Source organism: Streptomyces sp. NPDC053048 (genome assembly GCF_044547045.1).
Taxonomy (GTDB): domain Bacteria; phylum Actinomycetota; class Actinomycetes; order Streptomycetales; family Streptomycetaceae; genus Streptomyces.
Genome location: NZ_JBITZS010000001.1, coordinates 691,797 through 712,195 on the forward strand (window position 1 = coordinate 691,797; position 20,399 = coordinate 712,195).

17 protein-coding genes are annotated in these 20,399 nt (G+C 72.9%); 3 read left to right on the forward strand and 14 right to left on the reverse strand.

Translation table 11 applies throughout. The annotated features are described in order from the left end of the window. Positions 1-5 precede the first annotated feature (5 nt). From ACIG36_RS03410 to ACIG36_RS03435, 6 genes are all read right to left on the reverse strand, one after another. Positions 6-851, reverse strand: coding sequence for a phosphatase PAP2 family protein (locus ACIG36_RS03410; RefSeq protein WP_399921105.1), 846 nt, complete (start codon positions 849-851; stop codon positions 6-8). A gap of 64 nt (positions 852-915) precedes the next feature. Beyond that, positions 916-1,983, reverse strand: a complete 1,068-nt coding sequence (locus ACIG36_RS03415; protein ID WP_399921108.1) for a LacI family DNA-binding transcriptional regulator — start codon at positions 1,981-1,983, stop codon at positions 916-918. A 25-nt stretch (positions 1,984-2,008) separates the two neighbouring features. Then, positions 2,009-3,646, reverse strand: coding sequence for a glycoside hydrolase family 13 protein (locus ACIG36_RS03420; protein WP_399921111.1), 1,638 nt, complete (start codon positions 3,644-3,646; stop codon positions 2,009-2,011). A gap of 72 nt (positions 3,647-3,718) precedes the next feature. Next, positions 3,719-4,573, reverse strand: coding sequence for a sugar ABC transporter permease (locus tag ACIG36_RS03425; protein WP_399921114.1), 855 nt, complete (start codon positions 4,571-4,573; stop codon positions 3,719-3,721). Further along, complete coding sequence (locus ACIG36_RS03430; RefSeq protein WP_399921117.1) at positions 4,570-5,514, reverse strand: carbohydrate ABC transporter permease; 945 nt, start codon at positions 5,512-5,514, stop codon at positions 4,570-4,572. Before ACIG36_RS03430 ends, ACIG36_RS03425 begins: the two co-directional genes overlap by 4 nt. Positions 5,515-5,520: 6 nt before the next feature. Next, entirely contained in the window at positions 5,521-6,822 is a 1,302-nt protein-coding gene (locus ACIG36_RS03435) for an extracellular solute-binding protein (RefSeq protein ID WP_399921120.1), read from the reverse strand. 321 nt (positions 6,823-7,143) lie between these two features. Here ACIG36_RS03435 and ACIG36_RS03440 point away from each other — a divergent pair, with 321 nt between their 5' ends. Both ACIG36_RS03440 and pulA read left to right on the forward strand, forming a co-directional pair. Next, a complete protein-coding gene (locus ACIG36_RS03440) occupies positions 7,144-8,517 on the forward strand; it encodes an alpha-amylase family protein (protein ID WP_399922172.1) in 1,374 nt (457 codons plus the stop codon). A 273-nt stretch (positions 8,518-8,790) separates the two neighbouring features. Further along, positions 8,791-11,325, forward strand: coding sequence for a pullulanase-type alpha-1,6-glucosidase (gene pulA / locus ACIG36_RS03445; RefSeq protein ID WP_399922174.1), 2,535 nt, complete (start codon positions 8,791-8,793; stop codon positions 11,323-11,325). Here pulA and ACIG36_RS03450 read toward each other — a convergent pair. From ACIG36_RS03450 to ACIG36_RS03485, 8 genes are all read right to left on the reverse strand, one after another. Continuing rightward, positions 11,282-11,998 (reverse strand): TetR/AcrR family transcriptional regulator, encoded by a 717-nt coding sequence (locus ACIG36_RS03450; protein WP_399921123.1) that lies wholly within the window; start codon positions 11,996-11,998, stop codon positions 11,282-11,284. The two genes, pulA and ACIG36_RS03450, sit on opposite strands and share 44 nt — an antisense overlap. A gap of 76 nt (positions 11,999-12,074) precedes the next feature. Beyond that, positions 12,075-14,015 carry a hypothetical protein gene (locus ACIG36_RS03455; protein WP_399922177.1) on the reverse strand — a complete coding sequence of 647 codons (1,941 nt, stop codon included), beginning with the start codon at positions 14,013-14,015 and terminating at the stop codon, positions 12,075-12,077. 71 nt (positions 14,016-14,086) lie between these two features. Then, positions 14,087-14,914 (reverse strand): tyrosine-protein phosphatase, encoded by an 828-nt coding sequence (locus ACIG36_RS03460; RefSeq protein WP_399921126.1) that lies wholly within the window; start codon positions 14,912-14,914, stop codon positions 14,087-14,089. Between the two features lie 53 nt (positions 14,915-14,967). Then, positions 14,968-15,600, reverse strand: a complete 633-nt coding sequence (locus ACIG36_RS03465) for a rhomboid-like protein (protein ID WP_399921129.1) — start codon at positions 15,598-15,600, stop codon at positions 14,968-14,970. An 8-nt stretch (positions 15,601-15,608) separates the two neighbouring features. Then, positions 15,609-16,061 carry a cupin domain-containing protein gene (locus tag ACIG36_RS03470; RefSeq protein ID WP_399921132.1) on the reverse strand — a complete coding sequence of 151 codons (453 nt, stop codon included), beginning with the start codon at positions 16,059-16,061 and terminating at the stop codon, positions 15,609-15,611. 49 nt (positions 16,062-16,110) lie between these two features. Further along, entirely contained in the window at positions 16,111-16,689 is a 579-nt protein-coding gene (locus tag ACIG36_RS03475; RefSeq protein WP_399921135.1) for a winged helix-turn-helix domain-containing protein, read from the reverse strand. Between the two features lie 315 nt (positions 16,690-17,004). Beyond that, positions 17,005-17,988: a sphingomyelin phosphodiesterase gene (gene sph / locus ACIG36_RS03480; protein ID WP_399921138.1), complete on the reverse strand. Its 984-nt coding sequence runs from the start codon at positions 17,986-17,988 to the stop codon at positions 17,005-17,007. Continuing rightward, positions 17,988-19,523 (reverse strand): DHA2 family efflux MFS transporter permease subunit, encoded by a 1,536-nt coding sequence (locus ACIG36_RS03485; RefSeq protein ID WP_399921141.1) that lies wholly within the window; start codon positions 19,521-19,523, stop codon positions 17,988-17,990. Before ACIG36_RS03485 ends, sph begins: the two co-directional genes overlap by 1 nt. Positions 19,524-19,587: 64 nt before the next feature. Between ACIG36_RS03485 and ACIG36_RS03490 the strand changes: the two genes are divergently transcribed. Next, entirely contained in the window at positions 19,588-20,367 is a 780-nt protein-coding gene (locus ACIG36_RS03490) for an ArsR/SmtB family transcription factor (RefSeq protein WP_399921144.1), read from the forward strand. Positions 20,368-20,399: the final 32 nt, after the last annotated feature.

The window sequence follows — 20,399 nt, forward strand, 5'->3', positions numbered from 1 at the left end:
TGCGCCTAGGCGCTCTCGACCGCCACCCGGCGGGCCAGCCGGAAGGGCAGTGCCCGGTACCAGGCGCAGGACAGGGCGAACCCGAAGGCCAGGCACAGCAGGCCGCCCACCGCGTCCAGCCAGAAGTGGTTCGCGGTCGAGACGATCACCACCAGCGTCGTCACCGGGTAGAGCACCCCCAGCAGCCGCACCCACGCCGCCCGCGTCAGCATCGCGATGGTGATGCCGCACCACGTCGACCAGCCGATGTGCATCGACGGCATCGCCGCGTACTGGTTGGAGACGTCCGCGAGATTCCCCGACGCCATCGAGCCCCAGGTGTGGTGCACCACGACGGTGTCGACGAACCCGAGGCCCTCCATCAGCCGGGGCGGCGCCAGCGGATACAGGTAGTAACCGAGCAGGGCCACACCGGTGGTGGCGAACAGCGCCAGCCGGGCGGCCGCGTACCGCCCCGGATGCCAGCGGTAGAGCCAGACCAGCACCCCGATGGTGAGCACGAAATGCAGCGTGGCGTAGTAGTAGTTCATGCCCACGATCAGCCACGTCACCGAATTCACGGCCTGGTTGACGGTCCGCTCCACGGCGATGTGCAGGGACTGCTCGGCCTGCCAGATCCAGTCGGCGTTGCGCAGGGCCGCCGCCCGCTGTTCGGGCACGGCGTTGCGGACGAGCGAATACGTCCAGTAACTCAACACGATCAGCAGCACCTCGAACCACAGGCGTGGATGCCGTGGGGAGCGCAGCCTGTGCAGCAGGCCGCGATCCGCCGACGGCCGTTCCGCGCGCTCCCGGGTGGGTGGCGGGGCGGCCGTCCGGCCTTCCAGGGTCCTTGCTGTCGCTTCACCCATAGGGAAAGAGTCTGCCAGAAAGCTCACATCGGCAGATCGTCCCCAAGTCGGGTGCGCACCCCCGTCAGTCCCCCCGCGCGACCGTCCCCCGCGCGTTCGCACGAGCATCCGTACGCACGCCCGGAGCCGACGCCGTCGACCCCCGCACCACGAGTTCGGGCAGGAAGACGAACTCGCTGTGCGGGGCCGGGGTGCCGCCGATCTCCTCCAGCAGCGCCCGCACCGCGGCCTGCCCCATCGACTGCACGGGCTGCCGGATCGTGGTCAGCGGCGGGTCGGTGAACGCGATCAGCGGCGAGTCGTCGAACCCCACCACCGAGACGTCGCGCGGCACTTCGAGACCGTGCTGCCGCGCCGCCCGGATCACCCCCAGCGCCATCATGTCGCTGGCGCACACCACCGCCGTGCACCCCCGGTCGATGAGCGCGGCGGCCGCCGCCTGACCACCCTCAAGGGTGAACAGCGAATGCTGGATCAGCTGCTCCGCCTCCGCCTCGGCCACCCCCAGCTCGTCCCGCATGCTCCGCAGGAAGCCCTCGATCTTCCGCTGCACCGGGACGTACCGCCGGGGCCCCAGGGCCAGCCCGATGCGCCGGTGGCCCAGTGCGGCCAAATGGGTGACGGCCAGGCGCACCGCCGCCCGGTCGTCGGGCGAGACGAAGGGCGCCCGCACCTTCGACGAGAAGCCGTTGATCAGCACGAACGGCACGCCCTGGGCCCGCAGCCGCTCGTAGCGCTGCATGTCGGCGGAGGTGTCCGCGTGCAGCCCCGAGACGAAGAGGATGCCGGCCACTCCCCGGTCGACGAGCATCTCCGTCAGCTCGTCCTCGGTGGAGCCGCCCGGCGTCTGGGTGGCCAGGATCGGGGTGTAGCCCTGGCGCGTCAGGGCCTGGCCTATCACCTGGGCGAAGGCCGGGAATATCGGGTTCTCCAGCTCGGGCGTGATCAGCCCGACCAGTCCCTCGCTGCGCTGCCGCAGCCGGACCGGCCGTTCGTAGCCCAGCACGTCGAGCGCGGCCAGCACCAACTGGCGGGTGGAGGCGGCGACCCCCGGCTTTCCGTTGAGGACGCGGCTGACGGTTGCTTCGCTGACACCCGCCTGGGCTGCGATATCGGCCAGCCGTGCGGTCACAGGAGGTGACTGTACCGGTCGCATCTCAGACTGCCCACCACACACATGAATTCGAAGGGATACGTACCGTACCGCCAGAGAATTCCAGGGCTTCGGTCGCCAGCAGCGGACGGCCCGGCACCGGCAGCGCCACCTCGTCACCCAGCGTGTTGAGGGTGCACACAAAGCCCGGCCGGGAGAACGCCAGCACTCCCTCGGGAGCCTCCAGCCACGTCATCTCCCCGTCGCCCAGCCCCGGCAGCTCGCGGCGCAGCGTCAGCGCCGAGCGGTAGAGCTCCAGCGTCGAGCGCGGGTCGCCCGACTGCGCCTCCACCGACAGGCCCGCCCACGCCCCGGGCTGCGGCAGCCAGCTGCCGCCCGGCCCGAAGCCGAACGGGGCCGCCTCGCCCGACCACGGCAGCGGCACCCGGCAGCCGTCCCGGGTGCCGTCCTGACCGTCGCCCCGGAAGAACGCCGGGTCCTGGCGCACCTCGTCCGGCAGGTCCACAACCTCCGGCAGCCCCAGCTCCTCGCCCTGGTAGACATAGGCCGAGCCCGGCAGCGCCAGCATCAGCAGCGCCGCCGCGCGTGCCCGGCGCAGCCCCAGCTCGTCGTCGCCGGCCCCGTAGCGGGTGGCGTGCCGCACCACGTCGTGGTTGGACAGCACCCACGTCGTGGGCGCCCCCACCGACAGCGTGGCCGCCAGCGAATCGTCGATGACCTCCCGCATCGGCTCCGCGCCCCAGTCGCAGGTCAGGAACTGGAAGTTGAACGCCTGGTGCAGCTCGTCGGGACGCACGTACAGCGCCAGCCGCTCCGCCGTGGGTGCCCATGCCTCGGCCACCCCGATCCGCTCGCCCGGGTAGGACTCCAGCAGCCGCCGCCAGGCGCGGTGGATCTCGTGCACCCCGTCCTGGTCGAAGAACGGCAGCACCTGCGCGCCGATCAGCTTCGCCTGCTCGGTGTGCCCGATGTCCGGCAGCCCCGCCGCCTTGACCATGCCGTGCGCCACGTCGATACGGAACCCGTCCACGCCCAGGTCCAGCCAGAACCGCAGCACGGAGTCGAACTCCGCACGCACCTCGGCGCTGTCCCAGTTGAGGTCCGGCTGCTCGGGCGCGAACAGGTGCAGGTACCACTCGCCCGGGGTGCCGTCGGCGTCCGTGGTGCGCGTCCAGGCCGGGCCGCCGAAGACCGACTCCCAGTCGTTGGGGGGCAGTTCGCCGGACGCGCCCCGGCCCGGACGGAAGTGGTAGCGCTCGCGGGCCGTCCCCTCCGGCCGGTCCGCGAGCGCGGCCTTGAACCAGGCGTGCTGGTCGGAGGTGTGGTTGGGCACGATGTCCACGATGACCCGCAGCCCCAGCCGGTGCGCCTCGCGCACCAGGTCGTCCGCGTCCGACAGCTGCCCGAACAGCGGGTCGACGGCCCGGTAGTCCGCCACGTCGTAGCCGCCGTCCGCCTGCGGCGAGGCGTAGAACGGCGTCAGCCACAGCGCGTCCACGCCCAGCCCTGCCAGGTACGGCAGCCGCTCCCGGATGCCCCGCAGATCACCGATACCGTCGCCGTCGCTGTCGGCGAACGAGCGCACGTACACCTGGTAGATGACAGCGCTGCGCCACCAGCCGTCGGCCCGCGCGGGGTCGCCGGCGGCCGGACGGAGGGAGGGCGCGAGATGCTGGGTCATGTACTTCCTATCGGCTCGTAGTCTCGTAGGTTCGTCTCGTGTGCAGGGCTCAACGACGGTGCGGGCACAAGGTCAGCCCTTGGTGCCGCCGGCGGTCAGTCCGGCCACCAGGTGCCGCTGGGCGAGGAAGAAGACCAGCCCGGCCGGGACGGTGATCAGCACGGCCGCCGCCGTCATCAGCCCCCACTCGGCCTTCTGCTGCCCGACGAACGTCTGCAGCCCGACGGCCAGCGTGTAGTGCTCCTCGCTGCTCATGAACTGGGTGGCGAAGGCCACCTCGCCCCAGGCGGTGATGAAGGAGTAGAAGCCGGTGACGGCCAGGCCCGGCCGGGCCAGCGGCAGGATCAGCCGCCAGAACGTGCCGAAGGGGGTCAGCCCGTCCACCCGGCCCGCCTCGTCGATCTCGGCCGGGATGGAGTCGAAGTACCCCTTGAGCATCCAGGCGCAGAACGGCACGGAGACCGAGCAGTAGGTGAGGATCAGGCCGGCGTGCGAGTCCAGCAGCTCCAGCTGCCCGAGGATGTTGTAGAGCGGCACGATCAGCACCGCCATCGGGAACATCTGCACGACGAGGAAGGTCCACATCAGCGGCCGGTGCCCGGGGAAGCGCATCCGGGAGACCGCGTAGCCCGCGGTCGCCGAGAGGAACACGCCCACGACGGTGGCGCCCAGCGCGATGATCACGGAGTTGCCGAACCAGGTCAGGAACTTCGTCTCGCCCAGGATGTGGGTGTAGTTGGAGAGGTCGAAGCCGGTGGCCCTGGTCGGCTCCTGCCAGCCGTCCCGTCCGCGCAGCGAGACGAAGACGATGAACAGGACGGGGAAGAGGGAGATCGCCGAGGCGCAGACCAGCGCCGTGTGCAGGGCGATCGAGGCCCCGCGCGAGCGCTGCCCGCGCCCGCGCGGCGTGGGGGTGGTGGTGCTCATCGGGTCGTCTCCTCCTGTCGGGTGAGCATCCGGCGGTAGAAGACGGCGAAGACCAGCAGCAGCGAGAGGATGAGGATGCCGTACGTGGCCGAGCCCGCGTAGTCGCGGATGCCCTGGAAGGCGAGCCGGTAGGAGTACGTCACCAGGATCTCGCTCTCCGAGCTGGCGCCCTGCCCGATCAGCAGGTAGATCACCTGGAACATGTTGAACGTCCAGATGACGCCCAGCAGGATCACCGTGCCGCTCACCGCGCGCAGCCCCGGCAGGGTCACATGGCGGAAGCGCTGCCACGGCGAGGCCCCGTCCATCTCGGCCGCCTCGTGCAGCTCGCCCGGGATGGACTGCAGGCCGCCGAGGATGGCGACCATCATGAACGGCACGCCCAGCCAGACGTTGACCGCGACGGCCGACAGCTTCTGCAGCGTGCTGTCGCCGAGCCAGTCCACCGGGTCCAGGCCCAGTCCGGTCAGGAAGGCGTTGAGCACGCCGTACTTCTCGTTGAACATCAGCCGCCAGGAGAAGGTGGCGACGAACGCCGGCACCGCCCAGGGCAGGATCAGCAGCACCCGGTACAGCGCCCGGAACCGGACCTGCCGGTTGAGCAGCAGGGCCAGCCCCAGGCCGATCGTGTAGTGCAGGAAGACGCAGGCCGAGGTCCAGACGACGGTCCAGGTCAGGCGCGAGTAGAAGTGGCCCTCCTGGCCGGAGAGCACCTTCCAGTAGTTGTCGAGTCCGACGAACTCGTACGTCGGGGCGATGTGGTTGACGCCGATGGTGCGGCCGATGTTGGCCTCATTGGCGTCCGTGAAGGACAGGTAGATTCCCCGCCCCAGCGGATAGCCGACGAGGACCGCCAGCACGAGAACGACCGGCAGCACCATCGCCCAGGCGTACCAGTGGGTGCCGAAGGAGCGCCTGACCTTGGTGACGACTGTGGACATCGGGTCCTACTCCTCGATGCCGTAGTCCTTGAGGAGCGCGGACTGCCAGGCCTTGGCCGTGGCGTCCAGGCCCGCCTTGGGCTCTTCCTTGAGGGTGAGGATCTTGGTGTAGTGCTGGAGGTACTCGGTGAAGAGGTCGCCGCCCTGGGGGATCGGCGGCCGCGGGTGGGCCTTGTCCAGCGCCCGGAAGTAGGAGTCGCGCACCGGGTCGGCGAGGACGGCCTTGGTGTAGGCCGACTTGCGGGTGGGCAGTACGCCGATGGCGGTGGAGACGGTCTCCTGCTGGGTGGCCTCGGTCATGAACTTCGTGAACAGGTAGCTGGCGTCGAAGTTCTTGGAGCCGGCGTAGACGACGAGGTTGTGGCCGCCGACCGGGGCGCCCGCGGTGCCGGTGGAGCCGGCCGGGACGGGGACGATGCCCAGGTTGTCGCGGGACTTGTAGGCGTCGCCGCCGAAGATCTCCTTGGTCGCCCAGGGACCGTCGATCAGCATGGCCAGCTTGCCGTTCTTGAAGTCCGTCTTGAGGGCGTTGTAGCCGTCGGTGCCCGCGGGCTTGGGCGCGGCGCCGGACTTCACCAGGTCGACGGCGGTCTCGATGCCCTTGAGGGAGGCCGCGCTGGAGATCGTGATCTTCTTCTTGCCGGCGTCCACCATGTCGCTCTTCTCGCCGTAGAGGAAGGGCAGCGAGTAGTAGCTGTCGGGGCTGAGGCCGATGCCCGCGGCGCCCGTCCTGTCCTTGATCTTCTCGGCCGCCTCCTTGACCTCCTTCCAGTTGGCCGGAGGGTTGCCGACGCCGGCCTTCTTCAGCAGCTCCTTGTTGTAGAGCAGGCCGAGGGTGTCGGTGACCTGCGGGACGCCGTAGGTCTTGCCCTGGTAGGCGGCGTTCTTCAGCGGCCCCTCGAGGAAGTCCTCGCTCTTGTCGAGGGCGGGGGTACCGGTGAGGTCCTTGAGGTAGCCGAGCTGGGCGAAGCCGGGGGTCCAGCCCACGTCGGAGCGCAGCACGTCGGGGGCGCCCTTGCCGGTGGCGGCGGCGGTCTTGAACTTCTGCTGGGCCTGGTCGAACGGGACGTTGACGTACTCGACCTTGATCTTCGGGTACTTGGCCTCGAAGGCGGCCACCAGCTTCTTGAAGGCGGGCGCCTCGTTGGTGGCGTCCGAGGTGTCCCACCAGGTGATGGTGCCGCTCACGCCGCCCGGGTCGTTCGCCGCTTTGGAGCCGTCGCTCTTGTCGCTGCCGCCACCGCCGCACGCGGTCATGGTCAGGGCCAGCGCACCGGCAACGGCGGCGACCGATATGCCTCTTCGCATATGGATGCTCCTCGTTCGGGAGGCCGCTGGAGGGGAGGGCGGCCCGAGCTGAGGAGGAAGCTAACAGGCTGCAATCTCTTGCGAAAGACCTTGCAAGAAGGGAATCGCAAGATTTCGGGGTTGTAACCGGACCGTGTCCGAAGGGTTGACCGGTGCGGGAGAGGCGCTTACGGTCTCGAGCGGCAAGCGGTTGCACTCGTGCGGGCAACCTTGCTGAAAGAACCTTCATGGGCCTTGAGGGCAAGGCGTATTGCCGTGTACGGGGTCGCGTCCGCACCCCCCATCCCAGGAGGCACCATGCCCCCCACCGGCATGTCCCGAATCGCCCGAAGAGTCCTGGCCGGCGCGGTCGCGCTCATGGCGGCCACGACCGTCTGCGCACCCCAGGCACAGGCGGGCCCACCCGGCGAAAAGGACGTCACGGCCGTCCTCTTCGAATGGAACTACCCCTCCGTCGGGAGGGAGTGCAAGGACACCCTCGGCCCGGCCGACTACGGCTACGTCCAGGTCTCCCCGCCCCAGGAGCACATCCAGGGCCCGCAGTGGTGGACCTCGTACCAGCCCGTCGGCTACCGGATCGCCGGACGGCTCGGCGACCGGGCGGCCTTCTCCGGCATGGTCGCGGCCTGCCACGCGGCGGGCGTCAAGGTCGTCGTCGACGCCGTCATCAACCACATGGCGGCCGGCGCCGGCACCGGAACGGGCGGTTCCGTGTATACGAAATACGACTACCCCGGCACCTACCAGCGCCAGGACATGGACGACTGCACGGACGTCGTCAGCGACTACCGCGACCGCCGCAACGTCCAGAACTGCGAACTCGTCGGCCTCGCCGACCTCGACACCGGCGAGGAGCCCGTCCGGGCGCGCATCGCCGCCTACCTGAACGACCTGCTGGCGCTCGGCGCCGACGGCTTCCGCATCGACGCCGCCAAGCACATACCGGCCGAGGACCTGGCCGCGATCAAGTCCCGGCTGACCCGGCCCGACGCGTACTGGAAGCAGGAGACGATCTTCGGCGCCGGGGAGGCCGTCCAGCCCGGCGAATACACCGGCACCGGCGACGTCCAGGAATTCCGCTACGCCCGCGACCTCAAGCGGGTCCTCACCAGCGAACGGCTCGCCTACCTGAGGAACTTCGGCGAGGGCTGGGGCCACCTGCCCAGCGGCACGGCGTCCGTCTTCGTCGACAACCACGACACCGAGCGCGGCGGCGACACCCTCAGCTACAAGGACGGCGCCGCCTACACCCTGGCGAACGTCTTCATGCTGGCCTGGCCCTACGGGGCACCGGACGTGCACTCGGGCTACGAGTTCACCGACCGCGACGCCGGCCCGCCTGGCGGCGGGGCGGTGGCTGCCTGCTGGCAGGACGGCTGGAAGTGCCAGCACAAGTGGCCGGAGATCCGCAGCATGGTCGCCTTCCGCCAGGCCGTGCGGGGCACGGCGGTGACCGACTGGTGGGACAACGGCTACCAGGCCATCGCCTTCGGGCGGGGCGACAAGGGCTACGTCGTCCTCAACCACGAGGCGTTCGCCGTGAGCCGGACGTTCCAGACGTCGCTGCCGGGCGGTGACTACTGCGACGTGCAGAGCGGGCGGAGGGTGACGGTGGGGGCGGACGGCCGGTTCACCGCGTCGCTTGCCGCGAATACGGCGTTGGCGCTGCATGTGGGGGCGCGAGCGTGCGGCTAGCGGTTTGATCTCCCCCACCCCGCCCCTTCCCGCAGTAACGATGTGCGGCTCCGCCGCGTGGCGGGGCTCCGCCCCGGACCCCGGTCCTCAAACGCCGGACGGGCTGATTTCAGCCCGTCCGGCGTTTGAGGACACCGCGCGCAGCGCGGTTGGGGGGTCTGGGGGCTTGCCCCCAGTTACGGGAAGGGGCGGGGTGGGGGACAAAACCACCCCCACCCACCGACAGCCAAAGGAGAACCGTCCATGAAACGCTTAGCCACCCTGGCGGCAGCCATAGCCATGGCCCTGCCCACAGCCGGCACCGGCATGGCCCACGCCGCACCCCCGAATCCACCCCACGCCAAAGTCCAGTGGCTCGACAGAACCACCGTCGCCTGGCCCAAAAACCTCGGCAACCCCACCCGCCCCCACCGCCTCGTCCACGACACCGGCACCTTCCACCTCACCCCCCTCCCCGGCGGCCTCACGAGGTACCCGCGCCTCGCCGCCACCCACGACGCCTTCCGCCTCGACGCCCACGGCAAGGAACGCACCGCCCTCCGAGGCCCCCTCGTCGCCGAGACGGACGACGGAGTCGTCACCGGCGTCCAGATACCCGGCGTCCTCGACGACCTCTACGCGTCCGCCGCCGGCAAGGCCCGCCTGGGGCCTGTCTTCCAGCGGGGCCGGCCCACCCTCTCCGTCTGGGCGCCCACCGCCCGTCGCGTCGCGCTCGAGCTCGACGGCCGCACGCTGCCCATGCGGCGCGACGACGCCAGTGGCGTCTGGAGCGCCACCGGATCCCGCGACTGGGCCGGCAAGCCGTACCGGTACGCGGTCACCGTCTGGGCCCCGTCCGCCGGCAAGGTGGTCACCAACCACGTCACCGACCCCTACTCCACCGCCCTGACCGCCGACTCCGCCCGCAGCCTGGTCACCGACCTCGCCGACCCCGCCCTCGCGCCCGCCGGCTGGCAGCGGCTGCGCAAGCCCCGGGCCGTGCCGCTGCGCGACGCGCAGATCCAGGAGCTGCACGTCCGCGACTTCGCCGCCTCCGGCGGCTACCGCGCCTTCACCGACCACGCCTCACCCGGCATGCGACACCTCAAGAGCCTCGCCGACGCCGGCACGTCCTACGTCCACCTGCTGCCCGTCTTCGACTTCGCCACCGCCCCCGAACGCCGCGCCGACCAGGCCACCCCGCCCTGCGACCTGGCCTTGCTCCCGGCCGACTCCGACGAGCAGCAGAAATGCGTCGCCCGCACCGCCGCCCGTGACGCCTACAACTGGGGCTACGATCCGCTGCACTACACCGTCCCCGAGGGCTCCTACGCCTCCGAACCCGACGGCCCCCGCCGGACCCTCGAATTCCGGCGGATGGTGCGGGGGCTGGCCGACGCCGGGCTGCGGACCGTCATGGACGTCGTCTACAACCACACCGCCGCCTCCGGCCAGGACGACAAGTCCGTCCTGGACCGCATCGTGCCCGGCTACTACCACCGTCTCCTCGACGACGGCACCGTCGCCACCTCCACCTGCTGCGCCAACACCGCGCCCGAGCACGCCATGATGGGCAAGCTCGTCGTCGACTCCGTCGTCACCTGGGCCAGGGAGTACAAGGTCGACGGATTCCGCTTCGACCTGATGGGCCATCACCCCAAGGCCAATGTCCTCGCCGTGCGCAAGGCCCTCGACGCCCTGACCCCCGCGCGGGACGGCGTCGACGGCAAGGCCGTCGTCCTCTACGGCGAGGGCTGGAACTTCGGCGAGGTCGCGAACGACGCCCGCTTCGTCCAGGCCACGCAGAAGAACATGGCCGGCACCGGCATCGCCACCTTCTCCGACCGCTCCCGCGACGCGATCCGCGGCGGCGGCCCCTTCGACGCCGACCCCCGCGTCCAGGGCTTCGCCTCGGGCCTGTTCACCGCCCCCAACGGCTCTCCCGCCAACGGTTCGCACGCCGAACAGCGCACCCGGCTCCTGCACGCCCAGGACCTGATCAAGGTCGGTCTGACCGGCAACCTCGCCGACTACCGCTTCACCGACTCCACCGGCCGCCAGGTGCGCGGCGCCGACGTCGACTACAACGGCTCGCCCGCCGGCTACGCCGCCGCCCCCGGCGACGCCCTCTCCTACGCCGACGCCCACGACAACGAAACCCTCTACGACGCCCTCGCCTACAAACTCCCGCCCGGCACACCCGCCGCCGAGCGCGCCCGCGCGCAGGTCCTCGCGATGGCCGCGGCCGCCCTCTCCCAGGGCCCGGCCCTCTCCCAGGCCGGCACCGACCTGCTGCGCTCGAAGTCGCTGGACCGCAACTCCTACGACAGCGGCGACTGGTTCAACGCCATCCACTGGAACTGCGCCGACGGCAACGGCTTCGGCCGCGGCCTGCCCCCGGCCCGCGACAACGCCGACAAGTGGCCCTACGCCCGACCTCTCCTCGCCGACCCGGCACTGCGCCCCGGCTGCGGCCCGATCACGGCCGCCTCGGCCGCCTACCGGGACCTGCTGCGCATCCGCACGACCGAGAAGGCCTTCGGCAAGCCCACCACCGAGGCCGTCCAGCGGGCCCTGTCCTTCCCGCTCTCCGGCGCCGACGAGACCCCGGGAGTGATCACCATGCGCCTCGACGACCTCGTCGTCGTCCTCAACGCCGCCCCGGACACCCGCACCCAGCGCGTCGGCGCCCTCGCCGGCACCGGCTACGCCCTGCACCCCGTGCAGGCACGCGGCTCGGACCCCGTCGTCACCTCGGCCTCCTACGACGCCGGGACCGGCACCTTCACCGTGCCGGGCAGGACGGCGGCGGTCTTCCGGCGCGGCTGAGCCGCCCCGCGAGCGCGGTCACCGGACCGGTGGCCGGCTCGTCGGCGAGGACCCGCGCCAGGACGGCCGCGGTGTCCTCGTCGTAGGCGGCGCTCACCGCGAGGAGCGCCGTGAACGCCAGCACCAGCTGGGTCTCCAGCTCCACGCGCGGGATGCGGCGGCCGTCCAGCCACAGCAGCGCCGTGGTCTCCACCAGGGAGATCCACGAGCGCAGCGTCAACTCCAGGCGGGGCGTCGGCTCGCCCACGCCCAGGTGCTCCACCAGGCGGCCGTACGCGGCCCGGCGCACCTCGTCGATCAGCGCGACGGCCGCGCCCGCGCCGCCCATCGCAGGGCCGCCCCGCAGCAGGGCCGCGTACCCGGTGCCATGGGCCTCCACGAAGTCGAAGAACCGCCGCAGCACCCGGGACAGCCGGGCGGCCGGCGGGCCCTCGGGGGGCTCGGCGAGCAGCGTGACCAGCTCGTCGGCGGCGCGCCGCAACGCGGCCTCGTACAGGCTCTTCTTGCAGGTGAAGTAGTGATAGACGAGCGGCCGGGAGATCCCGGCCGCCACAGCGATGTCGTCGATGGAGACGGTGTCGGGCGGACGATGGCTGAAGAGGTCGAGGGCGACCGCGATGAGTTGCTCGCGTCGCTCCTCGACGCTCATCCTGCGGCGGACCCCGGTCGTCATGGCGGTCATCCTAGACGGCCGAACCACCGCGTACCCTGGGCCGTTCGGGCCCCCTCCGGGGCCGGGACGGACGGGGTCAGCGCAGTGCCGTGATCCGGCGGCCGTCCTTCAGACGGGCCGTCAGTTTCGTCTGAGCGCCCTGCCGCGCGGGCACGGCCAGCAGCGGGCCCAGGGCGCTGCCGCGCACCCCGCCGGTCGCGGCGACGGACGAGACGTTGCCGCCGCCGGCCGCGAGCGCGTACCAGGTGCCGGCCCGGGACTTCCACAGCACGCCCGCCAGGACGTTCGGCTCGCGTTCACCGCAGGCGGGGGAGTCCTCGGCGCGGGCGACGACCGCGCCCGGGGCGCCCGGCCGGGTGCCGGGCACCTGGAACTGGGCCAGCACCCGGCTGCCCGTGCCCCGCCAGGTCTCCGCCCGGGTGCAGAACCACCCGGCGTTCCCGCCGGCGCCGGGCAGCGCCTGTGTCGCGAACTGCCAGGAGTTGACCGACCGCACGCCCTGGCCGCGCACGGTCGGCAGGTGGCAGGCGGTGTGGGCCCAGCCGGCCCGCTCGGCCGCGGTGTTCACATCGTGCGGGGCGGCGGGGGCGCCCGCGGTGAGCCGGGCCGGGACCAGCTCGCCGAGATCGGTGACCAGGTGGCCGCCGAGCTCCAGGGCCGTCCAGCCGCGGCAGTCGCCCGCGGCGGCGGGGCTGGGCAGCGTGTCGGTCACTCCCGTGGCGTCCCGGTGCAGGGGGCGGGCGGGGGCGGTGGGGTCGAGGAGGTCGCGCACGGCGGAGGTGGTCACCCAGGGGGCGGTCAGATAGCGGACGTTGCCGTCGGTGCGGCCGAGGACGAGCGCGGTGGCCGTCCCGGCGTCGGCGGCGTCCGTCCGCGCGAAGTCCAGCGCGGCGGAACGGGTGTCGCCGCTCCGGGACTCGGCGTAGCGCACGGCCCGCAGGCCGTCGTACAGCAGCACGACGACCGCGGAGTCGACCTCCCCCGCGAACAGCAGCTGCGGCGGCCCGGCCGCCGGGCCGGAAGCCGTCCCCGGGGTGGCCGTGACCTGCACCGTCCGCCCGGGGCGGGCCCAGACGGCGAGCGCCCGGCGCAGCAGGTCCTGGTCGTCGGTGCGGTCCCCGCGGGCCGGCCAGGAGGCGAAGCCGGGGCGGTCGGCGCGCTTCCAGGCGTCGGGGGCGGCCCGCGTCAGCCGGGCGGGGTCGAGGGCCTGCTCGGCGGCGGCGTTCTGCGCGTACGGGGGCGCGGCCGCGCCGCTCGAGCCCCAGCCGTCGCCCGGCAGGCCCAGCAGTGTGCTGCAGACGACGGCGGCGGCCAGCGCGGCCAGTGCCGCGCGGGTGTGCTGGCGGCGGCGCATCAGGTCGGTGGGCCGGGCCTGGAGCGAGCAGGGGTCGAATTCCACCGACTCCAGCAGTGAGGCGTCCCGGCTGCCGGCCGGGACGCGCACCCGGACCGCCTCGGCGAGCGCCGCGTCCGGGTCGGCGACCCCGGCGGCGGCCAGCAGCCGGCGTACGTCGCGGTCGCCCGGCAGCTCCAGCTCGCGCAGCACGTACGCGGCCCGGCCGGGCCCGGACAGCGCGGCGAGTGCCTGGTCCAGGGCCAGTTCGTCGGCGCCGCCGGAGCGGGGGAACAGCCGCAGCCCCCACACCTGGGGCAGCAGCGGCGGCAGCTGGCCGGGCCGGGGCAGCTGCCACCGGCCGCGCGGCCGGCCCGCGTCCAGCGCGGCCCGCAGCACGCGCTGGCGCACATAGGAGTAGCCCGGGTCGGCGGGCGAGCCCTCGGCGTCGCGGGGGGCCGGGACGATCGTCTCGGAGGCGGCGGCGGAGCGGTTGCGGGGCAGCGACCGCTGGACGAGGGCGTGCGCGGTGAGCACGCGGCGGTTGCGGCCCAGCGCCGGCGGCAGCACGAGGTAGGCGAGCCGCACCAGGCGCGGGTAGTGCTCGATGAGCGCGGCCTCCGCCTGCTCGACGTCGACGGGGGCCGGGGCGAAGGGCCGGGGGGCCGTAGCTTGCTGCTCCACGTCCGTAGAACGAGTGAATCGTGCGATGGTCACTTCACCCGTGTGGGGGCGGGCCCCGGCGGGCGTGGCCGTCAGGCGATGCAGCGGGCCCTGATGCGGTCGACGGCCGCGTCGGGGATGCCGAGGCCGTCGCGGACGTAGCCGGTCACGCCGTCGTACGTCCGGTGCATCTCCTCCAGTGCCGCCGCCAGGTAGGCCGGTCGCACGCCCAGGATCGCGTCGGCGATCATCGGGTCGCCGCCGACCGCGGCGAAGCGGTCTATGACGGGCCCGTACACGGCCCGCACGGCCGGGGCGACCTCGAGGTACTCGCGCTCGGCGGCCGCCTCGTCCGCGCCGAGCAGCAGCAGGATCACGGTGGTGGCCCAGCCGGTGCGGTCCTTGCCGGCGGTGCAGTGGAACAGCAGCGGGCCGCAGTCCGGCTCGGCGAGCGTGGTGAGCAGCAGCCGGTAGGCCTGGCAGGCCGACTCGGAGGCGACGAACGCCCGGTAGGTGTCGCACATCAGCTTCTCCGCCTTGCCGCCGCCCAGGTACTTCTCGACGGCCGCCGGGTTGCCCAGGACGTCCTCCAGCCGCGCGGGCACCTCCCGGCCGGGGACGGCGGGGGAGCGGTGGGAGCCGCCGGCGGGGGAGACCCGGCCGGCCATGACGTCGGCGACGATCAGGCGGGCGCCGTCGGGCAGCCGGTCGGGGCGCTCGCGCCGCTCGTTGTCGGTGCGCAGGTCGACGACCGTGTGGATGCCCAGGGCGGCCACGGTGGGGTCGGCCGCCGGGTCCAGCCCGTCGAGCTGGCCGGAGCGCAGCAGGAGCCCGGGGCGGACGGCGGAATTGCCCACGAGCGCGATGCCCCCCAGGTCGCGGAGGTTGCTGATCGTCGAGGCATCGAGCTGCTGCGGCATGGGCGGGCTCCCTGATGTGCTCATTTATGCGGCTATTGCACCGCTTTGCCCTTTTATTGTGAGGAACGGAGGCCGAGTCCGCGACGGCGCCCGGCGGCGAGGGCCGGGCCCAGGCCGATGCCGAGCACGAGCGCCAGCAGATGACCGGCGTCCGTGAAGTCCGCCCGCCCCGGTCCGCGCAGGTAGGGGCGCGCCCCCAGGGCGAGCAGCGCGGCGCAGGCACCCGTACGGACGTATCCGCGCGGCAGCGTGGTGGCGAGCGCGCCGACCATGGCGTTGAAGCCGTAGCTGGCGCCCACGTCGATCGCGGACCGGGTGCGCGGCCCGGGACGCAGGGCGCGCAGCCCCGCGTACACCACCAGGGACGCGCCGACGTGCCCGTACACAAAGGCGCCCGCCGCCCACCACGCGCCGTACGCGTACTCGGTGTAGCCGAGCACGGCCAGGAGCAGCAGCGCGTACGGCAGCTCCATCGGCGCCTCCACCACCAGCGCGCTGCTGGCGAGGGTGTCCCAGCGGCCCCGGCGCAGGTTGTCGACGTTGGTGGAGCAGTGACGCAAAAAGCGCTCGCGCACCGCCGGCGTGAGCAGGCGATGCACGGCGTACGCGCCCAGCTGCACGCCCCCCACATAGGCGGGGGCGAGGCGGGGCAGCCGGGAGAACGCGAGGGGGACGGCTATGGGCATGTGCGGTGTCAGTCCCTGTCCAGGTGGGCGAGCGTGAAGTCCTCGTAGTGGAAACCGGGGGCGACCACGCACGTCACCAGCACCGGCTCGTCGCCCGCCGGCTCGGCGCACTGCCACACGCCGCCGGGCACCAGCAGCTGGGGCCGCTCCCCGTGCTCGACGCCGGGGCCCAGGACGGCACCGGCGGCACCCTCCTCGTCGGGGGCCTCGCCGCTGCCGCCCAGCCGCATCCGCAGGGGGCCGCCGCGGTGCCACAGCCACAGCTCGTCGGAGCGGACCCTGTGCCAGCGGGACCGCTCGCCGGGGTGGAGCAGGTAGTAGATCCCGGTCGCGTACGCGCGCGGGCCGCTGTACCCGTCGGGGACGGCGGTGACGGATGTCTGCCATGTCTCGCGGAACCAGCCGCCCTCGACATGGCGTTCGAGGCCGAGGAGCCGGACGAGCTCGCTGGTGTCGGTCATGGCCCCACCCTCTCACCCGCCGCGCCGCCGCCCCGTCGGGGGTGAGGTGTCAGTGGCCCGCGGGCGGCGCGTACTTGTAGCCGACCCGGCGGACGGTCACGATCGACGAGCGGTGCTCGGCGCCCATCTTGCGGCGCAGCCGGGCCACGTGGACGTCGACGGTCCGGCCGTCGCCCACGTGCCCGTAGCCCCACACCGTGGTCACCAGCTGGTCGCGGGTGTGCACCCGGTGCGGATGGGCGACGAGGTGGGCCAGCAGCTCGAACTCGAGGTAGGTCAGGTCCAGCACCCGCCCCGCGATGCTCGCGGTGCGCTGCTCGGGATCGATGCTCACCAGCGCATCGCCCGCGGTGAGGGCCGGGGCGGCCGGTGAGGCCGGTGCGGCAGGTCCGGTCGTCCCGGGGGCCTGCTGCTCGGCCGGTACCAGCACCAGGTAGCCGATCATCGGCGGCTGGCCCGGCAGGGTGGGCAGCGTGTGCTGCGGAGCGGGCATCCAGGTCGCCTGGGGGTGCAGCAGCTCGGCGACCGGCGGGACCTCGTCCGGGGCCACGGCCCGCAGCCGGTGGCGGTGGGCGGCATGGGCGGGGAGGGCCTGCGCGGGGGCGGGCAGGGTGCGGAGGTTCGTCATGGACTGAAGCTCTTTCGCGCGAGAACGTCGAGAGGACGTGCTGGGCGCGCGGGCCGCTTTGGCCGGCCGGTGCCGGCGGGGCTGACGTCGACGTAGGGGTCAGCGAGAGGAGAGGGCCTGCGCGAAGGACGCGCGACAACACACTCGGTCGAAGTCGTGGTGCTGGCGAGAGGGCCAGAAGGGCTCGAGGTCGCTGCGACCCGTCGCGGTGTTCTGGTAGCTGGCCATGCCCCCTATTGAAACACGGCCCGCGACGGGGCAGCAGACCCGATCGGTGGTCGATACGAAACTTTGGCGAAAGATCGACTCGAGGCGTCAGCTCGCCCCGGCGACCACGGGGTAGTGATCGCTGAGGTTGGTGTACGTGTACGTCCTGCCCCAGCTCGAGACGGTCCACGGCGCGGACTGTTCCTTGATCACCGTGTTCCGCCAGCCCGCCGGGCGCGCGTGGCCCTTGCGGTGGAGGACGTAGTCCAGGTCCTCGCGGGGATCGGTCGGGTAGCGGTAGGCCGCGATCGAGTTCTCCTTGGTGTCGAAGGAGTAGGGGTGGCCGTCGCGGGCGTCGGCCGGGGCGAGATCGCCGTCGGCCAGCATCGAGGCGTACTCCGCGCTGTGCGAGTCCACGTTCAGATCACCGGCGATCATCACCTGCTCGTCCGCCGGGATGTTCTTGGCGTCCAGGAACGCGTCGATCTGCCGGAACTGCTGGGAGCGGTCCGCGGCCGCCTCGCCCGCCGCGCAGCCGCTGTCGGTCGACTGGGCGTGCGTGCCCACCACGTGCACCTTGCTGCCGCCCACGTTCAGCACGACGTAGGCGAAGCCCTTGTTGGACCACCAGTCCGCGCCGCAGGCGTCGTTGAAGATCACCTGCTCCTTGCGGAGGATCGGCCACTTGCTGAGCACCGTCACCCCGCCGTCCTCCGGGGTGGTGGCCGAGTACTTGCCGCCGGTGGCGTCCCAGCCGTCCTTGCTCCGCCCCACGACCGGCGTCTGGTACGGATAACGGTCGGCGGCGCGGGACTTGAGCGCGTCGGAGGTCGCGTTGTCGAAGGCTTCCTGCAGCACGACGACGTCCTGGCCCTGGAAGAAGCCGGCGTCGGCTATCTCCTTCGCCCGGTGCTCCTGGCCCCAGTTGGGGTACAGGTTCGTGCTCATGAGGAAGGCGTTGTAGGTCAGCACCTTCAACCGCGGGGTGGCGGCCGCCTGATCGGCGGCGGCCGACTGCGGGAGCGCCACGGCGAGCGCGGCGGCGGTGGCGGTGATCAGGGTGGCGGTTCTGACGGTCTTCGTGAACGGCACTACGTCTCCCTGGGTGGGGGTAACGGCCCCGCCGGGGCCGGAGCTGAACTGGCCTCGCACATCTCATCAGTTGGCGTTACTCCCGGATGACGATCAGCTGTCGCGCGGGGATCCGCAGCCGTAACCCTGATCGTCTTCTCCCGCCGCGCCAGAACGACCAGCACCCCGCCACCCAGGAACGCCCCCGCCGCCAGCACCGCCGACACCCGCACCCCACCGGCCACATCGCCCGCTGCCAGCGTCCCGAACAGCCCCACCCCGACGGCGCTCCCCACCTGCCGGGCCACGTTGAAGACGCCCGCCGCGACCCCCACGCCCTCCGCCGGCACCGCCTGGACGACCGCCGCGGTCGCCGCCAGCGCCGCCGTCGTCTGGCCCAGCCCCGTCGCCACCAGCGCGAACAGCAGCGCCGCGTACGGCGTGCCCGGCCCCGCCACCAGCCACCCCAGGAACCCGGCCCCGCCCAGGAACAGGCCCGCGCCCAGGGGAACGTACGGTCCGGTGCGGGCCGCCACCCGGCCGAACAGCGGCGCCGCCACCAGCCCCGTCACCACGGACGGCAGCAGCGCCAGCCCCGTCCGCAAGGCGTCGTACCCCAGCTCCTGCCGGAAGTAGAGCGTGGCCAGGAACAGCATCCCGTAGTAGCCGAAGCTGATCAGCAGGCCCACCGCGGCCGTCACCGAGAACGCCCGCCGCCCGAACAGCGAGGGCGGCAACAGCGGCCGCCGCCCGCCCGGCCGCAGCACCACCGCCCGCTCCAGACGCCGTTCCACCGCGACGAAGACCACGAGCGCCACCGCGCCCAGCACGGCCGAGGCCAGTACGGGCGGGGACGTCCAGCCCCGCGCCCCCGCCTCGTTGAGGGCGCCCGCCACGGCCACCAGCCCCACCACGCACAGCACCTGCCCGGCCGGATCCGTGCGCCCACCTGACCTGGCCCGCCCCGCCGGGGCCGGGACGTGGCGCACGGTGAGCAGCACCGCGAGCGCGCCCACCGGCACGTTCAGCCAGAACGCCGTCCGCCAGCCCGGCCCCGCCACCAGCAGGCCGCCCACCACGGGCCCGGCACCGAAGGCCGTCGAGGCCACCGCTCCCCACACGGCCACCGCCCGCGCGCGGACGGCCGGATCCGGGTAGGTGACCCGCAGCAGCGCCAGGGACGCCGGCACGAGCAGCGCCGCACCCGCGCCCTGCGCCAGCCGGCCGGCGACCAGCACGGCGGCCGATCCGGCCAGCCCGCAGCCGGCCGAGGCGAGCGTGAAGACGGCCAGGCCCCACAGGAACGTCCTGCGGTGCCCCAGCCGGTCGCCCAGCCCTCCGCCGAGCAGCAGCAGCCCGGCGAAGACGGTGCTGTAGCCGTCGACGATCCACTGCAGGGCGGCCGGCCCGGCCCCCAGCGCGTCGCCGATGTCCGGCACGGCCACGGTCACGACCGTGACGTCCAGCATCACCAGGAAGTAGCCCAGACTCAGGGCGATCAGAGGGCGCGCGGCGAGGGGCGGGCCCGCGGCGGGCCCCGTCGTGGTGGTGGTCATGGCCCGAGTCTCGGCGCCGGACACTTCGCCGGCCGGCGAAGTGTCACCGGGATACGTTTCCGCCATGCGCACCGCCACCGCTGCCGACACCGCCCCCGCCGCCCGCCAGACCGACGTCGCCCGCGCCGCCGCCCTCATCGCCGACCCCTCCCGCGCCCGCGTCCTCAAGGCGCTGTGCGACGGCCGCGCGCTTCCCGCCGGCGCGCTGGCCGCCGAGGCGGGGGTGGGCGCGCCGACGGTCAGCGCCCACCTGAGCAAGCTCGTGGCCGGCGGACTCGTCACCGCCGAACGCCACGGCCGCCAGCGCCGCTACCGCCTCACCGGCCCCGAGGTCACCGCCGCGCTCGAGGCGCTGGCCCTCATCGCCCCTCCGCTGCCGGTGACCTCCCTGCGCGAGAGCGGCGTCGCCAACGCCCTGCACCGCGCCCGCACCTGCTACGACCACCTCGCCGGGCAGCTGGGCGTCGCCCTGATGGCGGCCCTGCTGGAGCGGGGGCTGCTCGCCGGGCACGACGGCGGCCACGACCCGGCGACCGCGGTACGGGACCGGCCGGCCGCCTACGGGCACGACGCCGAGTACCGGATGACGGACGCCGGGCGCGATGGGCTGCGGGCGTTCGGCGTCGACCCGGACGGCCTGCCCCGGCGCCGCCCCGCCGTCCGGTACTGCGTCGACTGGAGCGAGCACCGCCACCACCTCGCGGGCGGCCTCGGCGCGGCCCTCACCGCCCGGCTGTTCGCCCTCGGCTGGCTGCGCCACGGGGTGAGCCCGCGCGTCGTCCATCCGACGGACGCCGGAGCGCGGGGGCTGGAGCGGACGTTCGGGGTGCGGGTGGGCTTCTGAGGGCGGCGGTTCCGGGACGACGAAGGCCGGGG